Annotated in this window: 14 protein-coding genes; 3 read left to right on the top strand and 11 right to left on the bottom strand. The window is 64.7% G+C overall.

What is annotated here, in order from left to right:
• Positions 1-86: 86 nt before the first annotated feature.
• Positions 87-1,490 carry a vanillate/3-O-methylgallate O-demethylase gene (gene ligM / locus M3P36_RS03170; protein WP_249700660.1) on the bottom strand — a complete coding sequence of 468 codons (1,404 nt, stop codon included), beginning with the start codon at positions 1,488-1,490 and terminating at the stop codon, positions 87-89.
• Positions 1,491-1,626: 136 nt separating this feature from the next.
• On the opposite strand from ligM, the gene M3P36_RS03165 reads away from it, so the two are divergent.
• Positions 1,627-2,028 carry a VOC family protein gene (locus M3P36_RS03165; RefSeq protein WP_249700658.1) on the top strand — a complete coding sequence of 134 codons (402 nt, stop codon included), beginning with the start codon at positions 1,627-1,629 and terminating at the stop codon, positions 2,026-2,028.
• An 11-nt stretch (positions 2,029-2,039) separates the two neighbouring features.
• On the top strand, positions 2,040-4,007 hold the full coding sequence (locus M3P36_RS03160) for an alkyl/aryl-sulfatase (protein ID WP_249700656.1): 1,968 nt from the start codon (positions 2,040-2,042) through the stop codon (positions 4,005-4,007).
• Between the two features lie 33 nt (positions 4,008-4,040).
• Here M3P36_RS03160 and M3P36_RS03155 read toward each other — a convergent pair whose 3' ends face one another.
• From M3P36_RS03155 to M3P36_RS03120, 8 genes are all read right to left on the bottom strand, one after another.
• Positions 4,041-4,940, bottom strand: a complete 900-nt coding sequence (locus M3P36_RS03155) for a TauD/TfdA dioxygenase family protein (protein WP_249700654.1) — start codon at positions 4,938-4,940, stop codon at positions 4,041-4,043.
• Positions 4,941-5,099: 159 nt separating this feature from the next.
• Positions 5,100-6,104, bottom strand: coding sequence for a zinc-dependent alcohol dehydrogenase family protein (locus M3P36_RS03150; RefSeq protein WP_249700652.1), 1,005 nt, complete (start codon positions 6,102-6,104; stop codon positions 5,100-5,102).
• A gap of 13 nt (positions 6,105-6,117) precedes the next feature.
• Entirely contained in the window at positions 6,118-6,903 is a 786-nt protein-coding gene (locus tag M3P36_RS03145) for a glutathione S-transferase family protein (protein WP_249700651.1), read from the bottom strand.
• A 2-nt stretch (positions 6,904-6,905) separates the two neighbouring features.
• Positions 6,906-7,652: an SDR family NAD(P)-dependent oxidoreductase gene (locus tag M3P36_RS03140; RefSeq protein ID WP_249700649.1), complete on the bottom strand. Its 747-nt coding sequence runs from the start codon at positions 7,650-7,652 to the stop codon at positions 6,906-6,908.
• Entirely contained in the window at positions 7,649-8,167 is a 519-nt protein-coding gene (locus tag M3P36_RS03135) for a protein tyrosine phosphatase family protein (protein WP_249700646.1), read from the bottom strand. Before M3P36_RS03135 ends, M3P36_RS03140 begins: the two co-directional genes overlap by 4 nt.
• Positions 8,168-8,231: 64 nt before the next feature.
• Positions 8,232-9,104, bottom strand: a complete 873-nt coding sequence (locus M3P36_RS03130) for an amidohydrolase family protein (protein ID WP_283773309.1) — start codon at positions 9,102-9,104, stop codon at positions 8,232-8,234.
• A gap of 94 nt (positions 9,105-9,198) precedes the next feature.
• On the bottom strand, positions 9,199-10,713 hold the full coding sequence (locus M3P36_RS03125) for an aldehyde dehydrogenase family protein (RefSeq protein WP_249700644.1): 1,515 nt from the start codon (positions 10,711-10,713) through the stop codon (positions 9,199-9,201).
• A 103-nt stretch (positions 10,714-10,816) separates the two neighbouring features.
• Positions 10,817-12,937, bottom strand: a complete 2,121-nt coding sequence (locus M3P36_RS03120) for a PQQ-dependent dehydrogenase, methanol/ethanol family (RefSeq protein WP_249700641.1) — start codon at positions 12,935-12,937, stop codon at positions 10,817-10,819.
• Between the two features lie 264 nt (positions 12,938-13,201).
• On the opposite strand from M3P36_RS03120, the gene M3P36_RS03115 reads away from it, so the two are divergent.
• Positions 13,202-14,314 carry a 5-methyltetrahydropteroyltriglutamate--homocysteine S-methyltransferase gene (locus tag M3P36_RS03115; RefSeq protein ID WP_249700639.1) on the top strand — a complete coding sequence of 371 codons (1,113 nt, stop codon included), beginning with the start codon at positions 13,202-13,204 and terminating at the stop codon, positions 14,312-14,314.
• Between the two features lie 61 nt (positions 14,315-14,375).
• On the opposite strand, the gene M3P36_RS03110 is transcribed toward M3P36_RS03115, so the two are convergent.
• Positions 14,376-15,677, bottom strand: coding sequence for a PepSY-associated TM helix domain-containing protein (locus tag M3P36_RS03110; RefSeq protein ID WP_249700637.1), 1,302 nt, complete (start codon positions 15,675-15,677; stop codon positions 14,376-14,378).
• A 3-nt stretch (positions 15,678-15,680) separates the two neighbouring features.
• Positions 15,681-16,040, bottom strand: a complete 360-nt coding sequence (locus M3P36_RS03105; protein ID WP_249700635.1) for a hypothetical protein — start codon at positions 16,038-16,040, stop codon at positions 15,681-15,683.
• Between the last annotated feature and the right edge of the window lie 30 nt (positions 16,041-16,070).

Below are 16,070 nucleotides of genomic sequence, written 5' to 3'. Positions count from 1 at the left end.
TCCCCCTCCCCGTTTCGGGGAGGATTACAAACAAAAGGGGCGGCGCTTTGCAGCACCGCCCCCGTTTGTCAGTTTGAGCGGATGGCTCAGCCCTGGCGGCCCGAGCGCCAGCCGGCGGCGTAGGTGTCGCCAGCCATGGCCGAGTACGGCACCGGCGAGACGCGCACGCGCACGTTGAGCTGCTTGTGCGGCTCGACCGTGGTCTTCGACGTGCCGCCATTTTCCTCGCCCCACACAACGTGGAGGTCGGTGCCCAGCGGGATCTCGTGATCGACAGTGCCGAGCGAGAGGCCCTTCTTCTCGTTGTAAGAGTAGCCGGTGAACAGCGACAGGCCCACGGTGCGGCCGTCAGCGTCCACGACCTTGTCGTAGTTGCTGTTGGCATAGTTCGCCAGCGGCAGGTCGAAGAACTTGTACTGCTCGCCTTCCGGGTTGAACATCGAGCCGACAATCTTCTTCATGTCGTCCGCGTTCCATTCCAGCGTAACCTTCTTGCGCTGGGTTTCCGGATCGATCTTCTTCAGCGCGTCGGCGCCGATGAAGTCGTGGTCGAACTTGACGAACGGGCCGTAGCCCAGCTCCCACGGGTTGAGGTAGTAGTCCTCGATGGAGTCACCCACGAACGAACCGCCGATGGCGCCGGTTGCTTCGTAGCTGTCGGCACCCAGCCATTCGCGGTAGTCCTTCAGCTCGTCGCCGGTGTAAACGGGCGGCAGCGGGCTGGGGATCCAGCCGGATTCCAGGGTGTTCGACGGATAGGCGCGCGAACCGACGGCGATCAGGCCGAATTCTTCGCCAGCCTTCAGGATCTCGTCACGGATGTAGTCCTGCTCTTCATAGGGGCCCCAGATTTCGAGACCCGGCGAGCCGGCCATGCCGTGGCGCAGGGTGCGCACGGTCTTGTTGCCGATCTGCATCTCGCTCATGTTGAAGAACTTCAGCTTGTCGAGCGGAGCACCGTTCAGCTTCTCGATCACGTCCCAGGCGCGCGGGCCCTGGATCTGGAAGCGCCACGAGATGCGGTTGACCGGCTTGCCCATCGGGCGGGCGGGCGAGCGGGGATCGTTGATGATATCAACGTTGTACTTGCCCTTTTCGGCCTGGAAGCGGAGCCAGTTGGCGGCAGGCGCGCGGCCCACGTAAACGAACTCTTCCTCTTCCAGCCAGAAGATGATGCCATCGCCGATCACGTGGCCATAGGGCGTGGTCGGGACGTACTGCTTGGCCTTGTTCTTCTGCCAGCCCTTGGGGCTGTTGATCATGGTGTCGGTCAGCAGCTTGAGTGCGTCCGGGCCCTTGATGTACAGGTCGAACATGTGGTGCGACTGGTCGAACAGCACTGCGCTGTGCTGCCAGGCCCACTGCTCCGAACGCCAGTTCGAGAATTCCGGGGCGACGACCGGGTACACATAGGCACCGATCTGCGAATTGCGCAGCTTGCCGACGATATCGGTCGTGCCAGCCAGGATCTGTTCAAGATTTTCAGCCATTGCCTCACCTCTCCATGTTTGTGAAGGAATCACGTATGCGAAATAGTATGCGGCACATACAATATTGCGCTAGAGGTGCAAGCCGTAAGGCGCCTTGACGGGGCGCAACCGGGGAAAAAGCGCTGGGGAGTGTGCAATGAAAGTCGAAGCCCTCGACCATGTCAACATCATCACCGACGATCTGGATGGCACGGCGCGCTTCTATGCCGAGCTGCTGGGCCTGGAAAGGCGCGATGGCCCGCCGCCGCTGACGCCCAAAACCGCGCAGTGGATGTTCGATAATGCCGGCCGCGCCATCGTCCACATCAACTCGCTCGATTGCGTCCGCGCCTATGACCGCGAGATTACCCCGGGCGACCTCACCGGCGCCCTGCACCACGTGGCGCTGCGGGTTTCGGGCTACGAGGAACTGAAAGCCCGGCTCGATGCGCGGGGGAGCGATTACCAGGAGAACTTCGTGGCGGCGATCGGGCTGCGGCAGATTTTCACGGCGGACCCGAACAACGTGCTGCTGGAACTGAACTTCTTCGGGGAGTGAGTGATCGGGACATGGCGATGCGATCAAGGATATTCGAGCTTGCGGCCGGGTTCGCGCTGGTCACCTGCCCATCTGGTGCGGCTATCGCGCAGGACGACGCAACCCCGTCCACGCGGGCTGCGCTTGCCCAGGCACAAGCGGGCTTTGACTGGTCGGACGAACGCGATTTCATCGCTGCGCTGCGGGGCCGCATTGCTGTTTTTCCCGATGCCGAAATCCGCGCGGCAGATGGCCGAACGGTCTGGCGCTTTGCAGATGAAGAGGCGCTCCGGGCCAGTCCCGTGCCGCCAACGGTGCATCCCCTGTTGTGGCGACAGCAGCAGTTGAACGCCATCAGCGGCCTGTTCGAAGTGGGCGAGGGAGTATACCAGGTCCGCGGCTTCGACCTTGCCAACATGACCATCATCGAGGGCGAGCGGGGCGTCATCGTCGTAGATCCGCTAACCACGGTGGAAGTGGCGCGCGCCGCGCTGGAGTTTTACTTCACCCACCGCCCGCGCCGCCCCGTGACCGCGGTGATCTATACCCACAGCCACCTCGATCATTTTGGCGGAGTTCGCGGCGTGATCACGCCCGAGCAGGTGGCGGCGGGCGAAGTGGCGGTCATTGCGCCGGCCAATTTCCTCGTAGAAGCGATCAGCGAGAACCTGACGGCGGGCAATGCCATGCTGCGCCGGACGATCTATTATTCGGGCCTTATGCTGGCGCCGGGGCCGTTCGGCTCGGTTGGCGCGGGCCTTGGGCCGGGCGTGTCCAACGGTACGCAAAGCTTTATCGCCCCGACCGAGGAAGTGGGCGGCCCGATCGCCAATCGCACCATCGACGGGGTCGAATTCGTGTTTCTAGCTGCCAACGGCACCGAAGCGCCAAGCGAGTTCGTATTCTACCTTCCACAGCAGCGCATCCTCAATGTCGCGGAAGTGGCGGTGCACACCATGCACAACGTGCTTACGCCGCGCGGCGCGAAGGCGCGCGATGCGGCGCTGTGGTGGCACACGATCGATGCGATGATCGCCAACTTCGGCGATCGGACCGATGTGCTGATCGGTCAGCATCACTGGCCCAGCTGGGGCAACCGTGATGCCCTGGATCACCTTGTCAGTCAGCGGGAACTGTACAAGGCGGTGCACGATCGCAGCCTGCACCTGGCCAACCAGGGCGTGACGATCGACGAAATCGGCGACGCGATGGAGCGCCCCGCCGGCCTCGCGGGGACCTTTTCGGTACAGGATCACTACGGCACTTTCGGCTCGGCGGGGCAGGCGACCTACCAATACTACCTCGGCTGGTACAACGGGAACCCGGCCCATCTCGACCCGCTGCCTTCGGCAGACAGCGCAGCGCGCACGATCGCCTACATGGGCGGAGCCGATGCAGTGCTGGCGCGGGCGCGGGAGGATTTCGGGGCGGGTGAATATCGCTGGGTCGCCGAAGTGCTCGACAAGCTGGTGTTTGCCGATCCCGCCAATGCCGCCGCCCGCGAATTGCAGGCGCAGACGCTGACGCAGCTTGGCTACCAGCAAAGCTCGGCCACGTGGCGCAACGTTTATCTTACTGCTGCGCGGGAATTGCGCGGCGGGGTTGTGCCGATCCCGCCGGGCGCGCGCAGTGCCGACTATCTTGCCAGCATGACAGCGCCGATGCTGCTCGATTACAGCGGGATCGCGCTGTCCCCCGAACGAGCCCGGGACGTGGACATCGCCATCGCGCTGCATTTCACCGATCTTGATGAACGCTATGCGGTGACTGTCGCGCGCGGGCTGTTGCAATATGCCCGGATGGAAAGCCCGGATAGAGGTCCGGCGCTGGCGCTGGCGCTGGATCGCGCCACCTTCGACGCGCTGATCACGCGGCGCACCGATCTGGGCGATGTCCTGGCAGAGGCGCGCGCCGCAGTTTCTGGCGATCCGGCAGAAGCTGCGCGGTTCTTCACCCTGTTCGAGCAGTTCACCCCTGATTTCGAGATTGTCGCGCCATAGGAACCGCTACCGGTAAGGCGAAGTTCGCGCCGGTTACCGCGGCACCCCGCCCGCAATCGTGGTCCGGTACATCTCGCGCCGGAACCCGTCGTAGTCGTTCGGGCCAAGGTGCATGGTCGCGGCATTGTCCCACATGCAGAACATGCCCGGCTTCCACCGCAGGCGGCAGGTGAAGGCGTGCTGGGTGGTGTGCTGGACCAGGAAATCGATCAGCGGCTTGGCCTCATGCGTGGTCATGCCATCGATACCGGCGGCGTAGGTATCGCAGATATACAGCGCCTCCTCACCGGTCACCGGATGCTTGCGGACGAAGGGGTGGACGCTGCCTTTCAGGCCCTGTTCCTGCTTGGTCACATCGCCGAAACTGATCGCTGCGCCGCGCAGGAATTCCTGGGTGGCGAAGTTGTTGCGCGCGCTCATCCATACTTTCAGCGGGCGCAGCATGGCCTGGAAGGTGGGGGACAGGTGCTTGAAGGCAAGCGCCGTGTTGGTCCAGGTGGTGTCGCCGCCATAGGGCGGGCCTTCGATCTGGCGGAGGGTGGTGATGGAGGGCGGTTCCTCCAGGAACGGGCTGTCGGTATGCCAGCCGCCGCCGAACAGGCTGGGCGTTACCTCGTCGGCTTCCTTGATGATCGGATGGACGTCGCGCTCCTCCGGCGTGCCCTGGGTATAGGCATCGATGGCGAAGGGGCCGAGGCGGCGCGAGAAGGCGGCGTGTTCGGCGTGGGTCAGGTTCTGGTCCACCAGATAGACCATCTTGTGCTTCCACAGTGCGTGCTTGAGGCTCTCGATGCCTTCATCCGACAGCTCTGTCAGGCGCACACCGGTGATCTCGGCCCCCATGGCGGCCGCCAGCGGCTCCACGCCAAAATGGTTCGACTGGAACGGATGGTTATCGAAATCGCCGCACGGCGCGACGCGGACCTGCCACATGGCTCTCTCTCCTTGTTGCCCCCTCCTCTTCAGAGGAGGGGGTTGGGGGTGGTGGCCGCAAGCGCCGCGCGTGCCGCCGCACCACCCCGCTGCGACTAGCACCCGCTTGCGCGAGTGCAAGTCTCGCTGCCCCTCCTCTGAAGAGGAAGGGGTTTTCAATCAAAGCTCTATCACTGTCTTGCCGAAGCTGTCAGGCCCCCATGCATGGGCATAGGCGGCAGGCGCGTTGTCGAAAGTGAAGCGCCCGCCGATGGGAACTTCGATCTTGTGGGCATCGACAAAGGCGTTGAGCTTGTCTGCCATCTCCACGCTGCCCACGAAGATCCCGCGGATCGAACCACCGGTCATCATCAGGGCGCGCGGGTGGGGCGGGTCGCCATCGGTCAGCACGCCGATCAGCGCGATCTCGCCTTCGGAGGCGAGCGCCGCCATCGACTGGGGCAGGGTGCCTACGCCGCCGACTTCGACCACCTTGTGCGCCCCGCCGAACTCCTTCGCCACGTGCGCGCCCCAGTCGGGCACTTCCTTGTAATTGACGAGATGCGCCGCGCCCATGCCCTTGATGCGGGTGAGCTTCTCGTCGCTCGAACTGGTGGCGATAACCTCGGCACCTGCGGCCCTGGCCAGCCCGAGCGCGATCATCGAGACCCCGCCGCTGCCCAGCACCAGCACCCGGCTGCCTTCCTTGATCGGCCGTCCACCTTCGAACAGCGCGTTCCACGCGGTGACCCCGGCGCAGGGCATGCAGGCGGCTTGGGCGAAATCGAGGCTGTCGGCCATTTTCACCACGCCGCTGGCGGGCAGCACGACCTTTTCGGCCAGCATGCCCGGCGCAAAGCCATCGCCCAGCGCGCGGCCCATCACCTGCGGGCCGCTGGCCCAGTCGAGGAAGAACGAACCCTGGACCCGGTCGCCCGGCTTGAACTCGGTCACGCCTTCGCCCACGGTCAGCACCTCTCCCGCTCCGTCGCTTAGCGGGATGGCCGGAGCCTTCAGCGCCCCGCCGAAATACTTGCCCGCCGCCACGGCGAAATCGCGGTAGTTGATCGACCAGGCGCGTGGCGCAATCAGCACCTCGCCCGGGCCTGCGACCGGATCGGGCAGGTCTTCCATGTAGAGCTGGTCGAAGCCTTCCGACCCGGCAGGCAGCATCCATGCGCGCATTATTTTCTCTCCTTCAGGAATGTTCGCGGCCGTCACCGCTCCATGTGCGCAAGCCCGGCTGGGAGCGGTCCTCGCTCTTCAGGGCCGCCGCCACGGCGGGACGGTCGGAAATCGCGTCGCGCCACCGGACCATCGCCGGAAAGCGGTCGTTCACCTGCAGGTCGGGGAACATCCGGTCCACCATCAGCCCGCAGTGCGAATAGAAATTGATGTCGGCCAGGCCATAGGCCTGCCCCGCCAGGTAGGGCGTTTCGCACAGCTGCCGCTCCACCTTGTCGAGCGCATATTCGATCTTGGCGAGCGCGTTGGCAAGGTCGCCTTCGGAAAAGCCGCTGCGCGCGGTGCGCCACTTCTTCTGCTGGTCGGGCAGCGGGATATGGCTCATCAGTTCCTCGAACCGGTCGTCCTCGATCGAACGGGTGATGACCCGGATCAACCGGTGCCAGCCGTGCATCGACACGTGGTTCATCACCTGTTCGTCAACGAACTTGTTCCAGTAGCGCATCCGCGCCGCCGCCGCCGGGTCGCGCGGGCGCAGCGGGCCATCGGCCGGGTTGGCATCGGGGAAGGCGTCTTCGAGGTATTCGTTGATCACCGTGGTATGGGTGACGATGACCCCGCCATGGTCCAGCACCGGCACCTGGCCTTCGGGATTGATGGCGGTGAACCAGTCGGAATGCTGCTCGAACTTGTGCAGGTCGACATAGCGACTCTCGAAGTCGAGCCCCTTTTCCTTCAGCGGGATCATCGACTTGAGCGAATTCGCCAGGGGTTCGGCGTGGTAATAGATCAAGGCCACTGCTAGACCTCCAGCGTTTCGAGCGTGCCGCCATCGACCGACCAGTCCTGCCCGGTCACGTGGCTGGCGGCGTCGGACAGCAGGAAGGCGGCGACTTCGGCCAGTTCCTCGCAGGTGCCCATGCGCCGTTGCGGCACGCGGGCAGCAATACGGCCTTTCTGCTCTTCGGGAATACGGTCAAGAGCCTCGGTCAGGATGAAGCCGGGGATCACGCAGTTGCAGCGGATGTTGTGCGGGGCCATCTCCACCGCGATCGCGCGAGACAGGCCGAGCACGCCGTGCTTGGATGCGACATAGGCCGGGTTCATCGCCATGCCGCGCTTGCTGGCCATCGACCCGGTGATGAGGATAGCGCCCTTCTGCGCTTCGATCATGGCCGGCAGCACCTTCTGCGCGGCCCAGAATACGCTGGTGAGGTTGACGCGGATCGTCTCCTCGAACACCGCCGGATCGAAAGCGGTGAAGGGGGTGAACCCGCCGGTCAGGCCGGCATTGGCGAACAGCGCCTCGACCGGGCCGAAATGGGCCGTGGCGGCATCGATGGCCGCTTCAAGCTGCACCTTGTCGCCCACGTCGGCGGAAAATCCGGCGGCATTGGCGCCGATGTCCGCCGTAACTTCGTCGAGCAGCTCCTGCCGCCGCGCGATCAGGGAAACGCGCGCGCCGCGCTCTGCCAGCATCCGCGCTGCAACGAGCCCGATCCCGGCAGATGCGCCGGTGACCACGATGTGCTTGCCGTTGAAATTCAAGTCGCCTCTCCCCTGACGAATTCTGGCCTGACGAATTTGGCCCATGAGCCTGCGCCCGGATAGTCGCTGCTATCGGGATTCCATACAAGGTGCATCAGTGCACGGGCCTCGCTTTCGGTCATCCCGCGTTCGATGTGATAGCGGCACATCATGGCCGAAACGCGCCAGTTCATGATGCAGTGGACGTGGACGGGCTGGTCGTCCACCTCCAGCGCGGCCACGAACGCGCGGTAGTGTGCCTCTGTCGGTGCGTCGAACGGCACCGGGATGTGGGTGTATTCCAGCCCAGCTGCCGCCATTTCTGTTGCCGCATCGGGCAGGGCCTCGGGATGGTCGGCCATGGCGAGGTTGATCACGCGGGCCGCGCCCGCCACCGCCAGCCGCGCCGGGTCGCCAGATTCAAGGCGGCCCGATGTGGTGATGCGGGGGGACAGGCGCTGGAAGTTGCGGATGTCGGCGGGGTCGGTCAGTCTACACCTCCCCCGTTCGGGTCGAGCGTAGTCGAGACCCTCCACGCGGCATCTCGACTTCGCTCGATGCGAACGGAGTTAGGTTTATGGTCAAGGGTTCTGCGCGCTCTTAAACCAGCCCCAGCACCTTGGCCGCGTTATCCTTCATGATGCCGGGCATCACCTCGTCGCGGAAGCCGACTTCCTTGGCCGCAGCGATCCACTTGTCGGGGTGGATCAGCGGGAAATCGGTGCCGAACAGCATCTTGTGTTTGAGCTGGGTGTTGGCGTGCTGGATCACCTGCTTGGGGAAGTACTTGGGGCTCCAGCCGCTGAGGTCGATGAACACATTGGTCTTGTGGAGCGCCATCGACAGGCTCTCGTCCACCCACGGCCAGGACGGGTGGGCGAGGATGATCTTCATGTCGGGGAAGTCCACCGCCACATCGTCCACCAGGATCGGCTGGCCATACTTCAGCCGCATCCCGCCGCCGCCGCGCATGCCGGTGCCCATGCCGCTGTGGCCGGTGTGGAAGATGGCGGGCAGCTTGTATTCGTTGATCACTTCATAGATCGGATAGCCCATCGGGTCCGCCGGGTGGCAGCCCTGCGCGATGCCGTGGAACTTGAAGCCCTTCACGCCGTGGTTCTCGATCAGGTCGATCGCCTCACGCGCGCCCATCTTGCCCTTGTGCGGATCGATCGAGGCAAAGGGGATGCAGATATCGTCGTTCTTGTTGGCGAGTTCCGCCACCTCGTAGTTCGACACCCGCTTGGCGCCCATGGCGCTTTCGCAGTCGACAGTGAACATGACGAAGGCGATCTGGCTCTCGCGATAGAGCTCGATGATCTCGGGCATCTTGGGCCGCTCGCGCGGGGCCTTGAAATAGGCGCTGGCCGCATCGAAGAACTTGCCCATCACCGGATCCTCGGGATCGTGGCACGAGACTTCCGCGTGGACATGGACGTCGATGGCGCGGATTTTGGTGAGGTCGATGGGCATGGGTTTCCTGCTCGTTAGGTTGCGCGGTGACTGAATACGAAAAGGCCCGCCGCGGCAATACCGCAGGCGGGCCTCGTCATTCGTCAGCCGGGAATCAAAGCTTCATCAGCACCGACTTGGTCTCAAGGTAAGCCTCAAGGCCCAAACGTCCCTGCTCGTGTCCGAGGCCGCTTTCCTTGTAGCCGCCGAAGGGCAGGGCGGGATCGATCATGGCGTGGCAGTTGACCCACACGGTGCCGGCCTTGAGCTGGCCCGCGATGCGCACGGCGGCGCTGGCGTCCTTGGTCCAGACACCGGCGGCGAGGCCATAGGGGGTGTCGTTGGCTTCCTTGACCACGTCGTTCAGGTCCTCGAACCGCTGGGCGACGACTACGGGTCCGAAGATTTCCTCGCGCACAACGCTCATCTGCGGGTTCACGTCGGTGAGGATCGTGGGGTTGACGTAGTAGCCGCCGTCGCTGGTGGGGGTATCGCCGCCCATCAGCACGGTGGCGCCATCGCGCTTGCCCGCGTCGATATAGCCCATCACGCGGTCATGCTGTTCCTTCGACACCAGCGGGCCCATGTGGCCTGCGGGATCGAGGCTGGCGCGCGGGGCCCAGAAATCGGCCGTGGCGGCCATGCCTTCGATCACCTTGTCGAACACCGACTTGTGGGCATAGAGGCGCGAACCGGCTACGCAGACCTGACCCGAGTTGAAGAAGATCGCACCCGCCACGCCCGGCGCGGTTTCGGCCACATCGACATCGGGCATCACCACCACGGGGCTCTTGCCGCCCAGTTCCAGCGTTACCTTCTTGAGATGTTCGGTGGCGTTGCGGTTGATCAGCTTGCCGATTTCGGTCGAGCCGGTGAAGGCCACCTTGTCCACATCGGGGTGCTTGACCATGCGGTCACCCGCGGTGTGGCCATAGCCGGTGATGATGTTGACCACGCCGGCAGGAACGCCGGCTTCGTGGATCAGGTCGGCCAGGCGTAGCGCGGTCAGGCTGGTCTGTTCGGCTGGCTTCAGCACCGTGGTGCAGCCTGCGGCCAGCGCCGGAGCGATCTTGAGGCAGGCCATCAGCAGCGGGAAATTCCACGGCACGATCTGCGCGCAGACGCCGACCGGCTCTTTCACGGTATAGGCGAACATCATGCCGCCGGGCATGGCATAGGGGGGCAGCGTCTCGCCGCCGATCTTGCCGGCCCAGCCGGCCATGTAGCTGAAGTGCGCAGCCGAACCGGGCACGTCCACCGCATTGGCCATGCCCTTGGGCTTGCCCACGTCGATGGCTTCCAGCTCGGCCAGCTCATCGGCATTGGCGAGGATCAGCTCGGCGATCTTGTGCATGATCCGTTCGCGCGCGATCGGCGGCATGTTGCGCCAGCGGCCATCGTCGAAGGCGGTGCGGGCAGCGGCCACGGCGCGGTCCACGTCCTTGTCGGTCGCTTCCACGAAGCTGGAGATAACCTTGCCGTTCGACGGGTCTTCCACGTCAATCGTGGCGCCGCCGGACGAATCGACCCATTCGCCATTGATGAAAAGCTGCGGCTTGCGCGCCAGGGCGCTTTTGACCGCGGCGGAATATTCCAGCTGTGTGCGATCGATGGTGGTGTGTTCGTTCATAGCCTCTTTCTCCCAAATTCTGCAGATGCGATTCTCTAGCCCTTGCAGGCAGCCTAGCAGGTTATGGCGGCCATTTGCAGGTCCTTCAAGATAACGGTCGTTACTATTGCTGGTAGCCTATCCCGCCCAGTTCCTTGTCCTGGTTGGCGCGGAAGATGGCATATTGACGCAGGCCCTCGATCCGCTCCTTGCTGAGCGACTGCGAGAACCCGACCATGCCGTTCGATGCCAGCGCGCCATCGTGGACGATCATCTGCCAGGTCTCGGCATTGTCGAGAACGGCGCTGCGCCGCAGGTCCGGCAGCACGGTGGAGCCGATGGCGGCATCGCCGTGGCAGGCTCCGCAATAGCGGGCATAGTCATAGGTCGCCTGGACCAGCGCGGTCGGATCGCCGGTGAACGGCGGCGGATCGATCGGGCGGCGGACCAGCGGCGGGGCGGGCGGAAGCGCTCCCGTGGCGCCCAGCTTGAATACCAAGAGGCGGCTGATGTTGGGCACGGCGCCCGACGTCTCGTTCAGCACGCCGCCGGGGGCCAGCGCCCAGATGCCGCCCCAACCGGCCAGCACGGCGACGTATTGTTCGCCATCGACCGTATAGGTGATGGCGGGCGCGACCACGCCGGTCTGCGCGGCGAAGGACCACAGTTCGCGGCCATCGTTGGCGCCATAGGCCTTGAACATGCCGCCAGCCGTGCCCTGGAACACCAGGCCTCCGCCGGTTGCCAGCAGGCCGCCGTTCCACGGGCCGGGGTACTGCACCCGCCAGCGCTCGGTCTGCGTCACCGGATCCCACGCCACCAGCGAGCCTGTGGTACCCGCTGCCGCGCCTGCGCGCACCGCTTCCAGCGGCGGCATGGCGCCTGCCGACTGGTCGATGCCGACATTGAAGCCGCGGTTCATGTCGGGCAGCCAGTTGGCTTCGGGGAAATAGGGGAAGCCGGCCTCGATCACCGGGATATAGACCAGCCCCTCGACCGGATGGAACGCCATCGGGTGCCAGTTGTGGCCCCCGCCCGCACCGGGCGTGGAGACGAACGGCAGGCCGGTCTGGTCATAACGTGCCTCGGGCACCTCGATCGGGCGGCCGGTGGCCATGTCGATGCCGGTGGCCCAGTTGACCGGCGTGTAGTTGTTGGCGCTGATGAGTTCGCCGGTCGCCCGGTCGATCACATAGAAGAAGCCGTTCTTGGGTGCCTGCATCAGCACCTTGCGCTGCGCGCCCTCGATTTCGAGGTCGGCCAGCATGATGTGCTGGGTGGCGGTGAAATCCCAGGTTTCGCCGGGCGTGGTCTGGTAATGCCAGACATATTCGCCGGTTTCGGGCCGCAGCGCGACGATGGAGGACAGGTACAGGTTGTCGCCGCCGCCGGGGCTGCGATAGGCCTGGTTCCACGGGGATCCGTTGCCCACGCCGATATAGAGCAGGTCCAGCTCGGCATCATAGGCCATGGCATCCCACACCGTGCCGCCACCGCCCAGGTTCCACCATTCGCCGTTCCACGTATCGCGCGCATTGGCGAGGTACTGCTGCTCCACCTCGGCCTCGTCCGGCCCGCCGGGGACGGTGTAGAACCGCCACAGCATCTCGCCATCCTCGGCGTCATAGGCGCTGACATAGCCGCGCACGCCGTATTCCGCGCCGCCATTGCCGATCAGCACGCGCCCGTCGATCACGCGCGGGGCACCGGTGATGGTATAGGGCTTGGTCTGGTCCACGGTGACGGTCGACCATTCCACCGCGCCGCTTTCGCGGTCGAGCGCGATCAGGCGGCCATCGAGCGTGCCGAGATAGAGCTTGTCACCCCAGGCGGCGAGGCCGCGGTTGACCACGTCGCAGCAGGCGTTCACCGCGGTCTCGCCCGGCACTTCGGGGTCGTATTCCCACAACGGCTCACCAGTGGCGGCGTTATAGGCCTTCACCTTGGACCAGGCCGTGGTGACATAGAGCTTGCCGTCGATCACCAGCGGGGTCGCTTCCTGACCGCGTGCCGTGTCCATGTCGGCATACCAGGCAAGGCCGAGGTCGCCCACGGTTTCGGCATTCACCTGGTCGAGCGGGCTGTATCGCTGTTCGGCATAGTCGCGACCATAGGTGATCCAGTTGGCAGAGTCGGCGGCGGCATTGACCAGCGCCTCGGCGTCGATCCCGCCTTCGTCGCTGCTGTTGCACGATGCGAGCAGCAGCGTGGCTGCCGCTGCCAGAAGTGCCTTGCGGATGGTCATGTCGTTTCTCGCTCCCCCGAGATCCCGCAATTGTTGCGGTTTGTCCTTGTTTGTAAGCGGTGCATACAAAGCTGCGCGCCGCGCAATCAAGCGGCATTTTGGTCCCGGTGCGGATAGGTGTGGTGGAAGGCGCCTGTTCGCAGGCGCAACAATTGCTGTTGCGCTGGGCTCGTGATTTCGCATATGTGGACACGTCCAGTCGAGCGCGAGCCCGCGTCATGACCCTGGTCTAGCTAAATCTTTGCTATGACAGGACAATTTGCAATGACCAAACTGCCAAGCCGCGCCGACCATGTCGGCTCATTCCTGCGTCCGCGCGAGGTTATCGAAGCCCGCCAGCATCGTGCCGCAGACAACATTTCCTATGCCGACCTGCGCAAGGTCGAAGACGCGGCGATTGCCGAACTGGTTGGGTGGCAGGAATCGCTCGGCCTCAAGGCCATTACCGACGGGGAATTCCGCCGTTATTTCTTCCATACCGACTTCCTCCTCCAGCTTTCCGGCGTGGAAGAGCGGGGCGGACTGAAGAAGGCGTTCAAGAACGATGCGGGCAAGGATGTGTCCTTTGCCCCGCCGGTCATGGTCGTCACCGGCAAGATTGCGCACGAAAAGCCGATCCAGCTGGCCGATTACCAGTACCTTGCCAGCAAGGTGAGAGAGGGAAGCACTGCCAAGGTGGCGATCCCCAGCCCCTCCATGCTGCACTTCCGCGCCGGGCGGTCGGGTATCCCCGAGGATATCTACGCCACGATGGACGAGTTCTATGCCGACGTGGCTGCGGCCTATCGCGCCGAAGTGGATAGCCTGGCGCAGGCCGGGTGCCGCTATATCCAGATGGACGATACCAACCTTGCCTATCTGTGCGATGACGAACAGCGCGCAGATGCGGCCAAGCGCGGCATGGATCCCGATGCTACCACGCGCCAGTATGCCAAGCTGATCAACGACAGCTTTGCATCGGCCCCCGCCGACATGATCAAGGCGATCCACCTGTGCCGCGGCAACTTCCGCTCCTCCTGGGCGGCAGAAGGCGGATACGAGCCGGTGGCCGAGATCATGTTCAACGAACTCGATATCGACGCATTCTTCCTGGAATACGACGATCCCCGCTCGGGCGACTTTGCCCCGCTGCGCTTCCTGCCCAAGGGCAAGACCGTGGTCCTGGGCCTTGTCACCACCAAGCTGGGCGACCTTGAAACGAAGGACGATATCAAGCGTCGGATCGACGAGGCGAGCAAGTTTGCCGACATCGACCAGCTCGCCCTGTCGCCGCAATGCGGCTTTGCCAGCACGGTCCACGGCAACGACATCTCCACCCAGCAGCAGGCCGACAAGATCCGCCTGTGCATCGAGGTGGCGGAAGAAGTCTGGGGCTAACCCGACCTTCCCGCTTGAACGAAAAGAAAGGGCGGCCCCGGGGAGGGCCGCCCTTTCGCTATCAGGCAGTCACGGGAGGTTGGTGTGGCTGCCCGAAGGTCAGGCGCAGGACCGGCAGCACGACTGCCAGCGCCAGCAATATCCAGAAGATCGCGGTGAACGGGGCTTCATTGCCCAGCACGAAGCGCGCCGCCAGCGTCGCCACCAGGGCGGCGGGCGTGCCCCAGACCACGCCGTGCCAGGCAGCAGTGAGGCGCGGTTCGGCCATGCCGCGCCGCCGCCGCTTGCCCAGCCAGATATAGGTTCCCGTGGCGCAGACCGCCGTCAGGGCCAGGCCGAACAGGATATAGGCCAGCTTCACCGGGAGCCCGCCATAGTTGCCGAAGTGGAGGTTATAGACCGACGCTGCCGCCTGTTGCCCTAATGCCCCATCGGCCATGCCCGCCGTACCGTGGAAATTGCCCGCCGCATCGAAGGCATAGTATTCGCCGAAGATCAGCCGCCGGTGATGCTCGCCCACGATCTGCACGTGCTGCCCGGCGGTCAGCGGATCGTGCACGATGGCATAGGTGACCGCAACGTCCGGATGTTCGGCGGCCATATAGCCGAGTGCGGCGGCCACATCTGGCAGCGGGGCGGGCGCAGGATCGCCTTCAGCCTCGGCTCCGAAAATTGTGGCATAGACGGCTTCCACATCGCCATCATAGCTGACCTCGGCAATGGCATAGGCTGTCACCGTGGCCAGCCCGATCACCGCGCCGGTTATGGCGATGGCGAGCGTGAAGGGCAGGGTCCACACGCTCAGCCGGTTGTGCCAGTCGGCCATCGCGATGCCGCCTGAACTGCGGGCGTTGAGGCGGAAGGCATCGCGAAACAGGCGCGGCATGGCGAGCACGCCGGTAAAGGCCAGCGCCAGCATGATCGCCCCCAGCGCGCCGACAATGGTGATCCCCACCAGCGTCGGCAGGTTCAGCGTATAGTGCAGGTCATAGAGGAATTCGGACCAGCCGTTCTCCTCGGGCATGACCAGCGAGCCGTCGGCATTGGCGTGGTGGGCCGAGGTATCGGTGGTGACCGTGGCGCGCGGCAGCTGCGCGGTCGGCATATGGACATAAAGGTGGGTGGTGGTCGGGCCATCGGCCTCCAGCGCCAGCACCTCTTCCATTGCGCGTTGGACGGAGCCGGGCGCAAAGCTCGCCATCTCGGGCGCGGCGGGCTGTTCCAGCCGCTGCCATTCGTCATAGAGCACCAGCACGGTGCCCGACAGGCAGACGAGGTAGAGCAGCGCCGATGCGAGCAGGCCCATCGCCGCGTGGGCCGACAGGGCCGTTTTCACCGTGCTCTTGGCGATTGACCAGTTCATGGCTCAGGTTCCCGGAACGAGGCCGACCACGATGGCCAGCGCATAGAGTGACAGGGTGGCGAGCTGCGCGCTGCGGCGCTCGCGCATCAGCACGACAGAGGCGAGAATGCCCCAGGCCAGCGGCACGGCGAACAGCGCCAGGGCATTGGCATTGGCCGCGCCCGCGCCGACGATGACCATGGCCGCGCGCAGGCCCACGGCAAAGGCGATCGACGAGGCGAGCGCCAACGGCACCACGATGAGGAAGGTGAGGGCTCGGCGCCCCAGGTGCAGCGGCTCGCCCGGCGGCGCGATCCCGGCCTGACGCACCGGCGCGGCGGCCCGGTTGCTGGCGGGCGAGGGGGCGGGGGGCTGGGCCCTCACCCGTCTCTTTTACACATCCGACGCTGCCGG

Origin of the sequence: Altererythrobacter sp. KTW20L (genome assembly GCF_023501975.1) — a bacterium.
Lineage (GTDB): Bacteria > Pseudomonadota > Alphaproteobacteria > Sphingomonadales > Sphingomonadaceae > Alteraurantiacibacter.
Note: the sequence above shows the minus strand (reverse complement) of the source record. Positions and strands in the feature narration are given on the sequence as shown.